Origin of the sequence: Pseudoalteromonas sp. HF66, assembly GCF_011806445.1 — a bacterium.
GTDB classification, from domain to species: domain Bacteria; phylum Pseudomonadota; class Gammaproteobacteria; order Enterobacterales; family Alteromonadaceae; genus Pseudoalteromonas; species Pseudoalteromonas apostichopi.
In genome coordinates this window covers 1-2,406 of record NZ_JAATOU010000038.1, presented here as the reverse complement: position 1 = coordinate 2,406, position 2,406 = coordinate 1, and the positions used below count along the sequence as shown (strand labels likewise).

Below are 2,406 nucleotides of genomic sequence, written 5' to 3'. Positions count from 1 at the left end.
ACCCGATGCCCGGGTGGTGGAATTGGTAGACACAAGGGATTTAAAATCCCTCGTTCGTAAGGACGTGCCGGTTCAAGTCCGGCCCCGGGCACCATTTATATACAATACCTCCTATCTATTTCATTAACACTTCAGTTTATAAATTAATCTAATTGTTTTTTATTTCACTAAATAGCTTTATAGTTTCCTTATTCTTTTTCAAATTAGTTAAAAAGTTTGCAGTATAAAACTTTGAACTGGTACAACGGAATTAAATAAATGGGATCAAGGAAAGATAATGGAGCAATTTAAAGGTGGTTTAAATCAGTTCTGGGTTGGTGCAGTGTTTGGGCTATGTTTAGCAATCTCATTAGTACTTATTCCTGTTGCTATTATTATGTCGAACATTAACGATGTACTTAAAATTCATGAAGTCAGCGTGCTTGTTGGTCAAGTATCCACAGTCTTTGAAAAATCTGAACGGGCTATCAGTAATGCTAAAACAGCGTTAATTGACTTTGATAATGACGTGGTGATGGATACGCTCACTGCCGTGCAAGCTTATCATCAACAATCGCAGCCATTATTAACTGCCAAGCAAAGACAAACATTAAAAGCGCAAATCAAAGAGCAGCTTGTCATGCAACTCGAGTCAAAGCTTAACGAACAGCAAATTACATTCATATTGTCTGTTTTTGAAAAGTTAGCAGATACAAAAAAGGGAGCACAAACGCTCCCCAATTAAACATTAATTAAACTTGATTATTTGCGCCACGCGCCTTTAGGAATGGTTTGATCGAGTTTTTTGTTTTGCGAAGGATCAAAAGTAGGTATTTTACCTTCTTTACGTTGTGTATTGTAATCCTTCGCTAACCAAATAACGACACCCGATAACATAAATAAAGCGATTACGTTAACGATAGCCATTAAACCCATTGAAACATCTGCAAGGGTCCACACTAGTGGCAATTCGCCTAGAGCACCAAACATCACCATACCAAGTACTAGTAATCGGAAGATCAACATACCCGATGCATGGTTATGCTCTAAAAACAATAAATTGGTTTCGGCATAAGAATAATTAGCAACAATAGATGTAAATGCAAAAAACAAAATGGCAATTGCAACAAACGTTGCTCCCCAACTACCAACATGTTCTTCAAGTGCAGCTTGTGTTAACGCAATACCTGTTACTCCTGAATCAGGTATTAGCTGTTGTGATAATAAAATAAGGGCTGCAGTTGCTGTACAGATAATTATTGTATCTACAAATACACCTAACATTTGCACATAACCTTGTGAGGCAGGATGCGGTGGGTTCGGTGTTGCCGTTGCAGCAGCATTCGCAGCGCTACCCATACCGGCTTCATTAGAGAACAAACCACGTTTAATACCCTGGATCATAGCCTGCATTACACCATAACCAATAGCACCAGCGCCTGCTTGCTCTATACCAAAGGCACTATTAATAACATGCATAAATACATTTGGTAATAAATCGTAGTTCATGGCACATACATAAAGTGCAACTAACAAATACGCCAATGCCATAAAGGGCACAACCATTTCTGCAAAACGTGAAATGGTTTTTAAGCCGCCGAAAATGATAATGCCAGAACCTAATACTAAGGCGATACCAACAACATAGTTTGGAATACCAAAAGCGACATTAAATGCAGCTGCTATAGAGTTTGATTGAACAGCATTAAATACCAAACCAAAAGCAAGAATGAGACAAAGCGAGAAAATGACTCCCATCCAACGTTTACCCAAACCATATTCCATATAATAAGCAGGACCTCCACGAAAGTTGCCCTCTTCATCGACCGTTTTATATGCTTGGGCAAGGGTACTCTCTGCAAAACTTGTTGCCATACCTATTAATGCAATAAGCCACATCCAAAAAATTGCGCCTGCGCCACCTAAATAAAGTGCAACGGCAACACCTGCCATATTACCCGTACCCACTCGAGCTGCTAATGAAGTACAAAATGCTTGGAATGAAGAAATGCCGTCGCCAGAACCTTGTCGGCTCTGAAACATAACTTTGATCATATGCGGGAATTGCGTGAATTGAATAAAACCAAGTCGAAGTGTAAAAAATAGCCCCGCAGCTATTAAGAGGTAAACCAGAATGTGGCCCCAAAGGAGGCCACTTATACTATTTATAATGTCTGTCATTTTTCTTGCCTTGTGAGCGAGTGGAAAATCTGCGGCGCAAGTTACCATAACAAGTGAGGAGAGTTTAGTTATTCTGCTAAAAAACGTCAGTTATCCACAGTTGTTTGTGAGTAACTTGTTTGCATTTGGTGGGTATCTAGCTAATTTGAAAATAAGCAAAAAAACCTGCAAAAAGTGCTTGCGTAAAAAATCCATCTCCCTATAATGCGACCCCACTGACACGGCGGGCAGCAACGAAAGACGCTG

2 protein-coding genes and 1 tRNA gene are annotated in these 2,406 nt (G+C 39.7%); 2 read left to right on the top strand and 1 reads right to left on the bottom strand.

Going from position 1 to position 2,406, the window contains the following annotated elements:
* Positions 1–7: 7 nt before the first annotated feature.
* Both HCZ11_RS19460 and HCZ11_RS19455 read left to right on the top strand, forming a co-directional pair.
* Positions 8–94 (top strand) — tRNA-Leu (locus tag HCZ11_RS19460).
* Between the two features lie 183 nt (positions 95–277).
* A complete protein-coding gene (locus HCZ11_RS19455) occupies positions 278–724 on the top strand; it encodes a hypothetical protein (RefSeq protein ID WP_130051800.1) in 447 nt (148 codons plus the stop codon).
* 17 nt (positions 725–741) lie between these two features.
* On the opposite strand, the gene HCZ11_RS19450 is transcribed toward HCZ11_RS19455, so the two are convergent.
* A complete protein-coding gene (locus HCZ11_RS19450; protein ID WP_167659247.1) occupies positions 742–2,160 on the bottom strand; it encodes a sodium:alanine symporter family protein in 1,419 nt (472 codons plus the stop codon).
* Positions 2,161–2,406: the final 246 nt, after the last annotated feature.

Coding starts and splice junctions, on each gene's coding strand:
- HCZ11_RS19450 (WP_167659247.1), bottom strand. CDS start 2,160: ATGACAGACATTATAAATAGTATAAGTGGCCTCCTTTGGGGCCACATT.
- HCZ11_RS19455 (WP_130051800.1), top strand. CDS start 278: ATGGAGCAATTTAAAGGTGGTTTAAATCAGTTCTGGGTTGGTGCAGTG.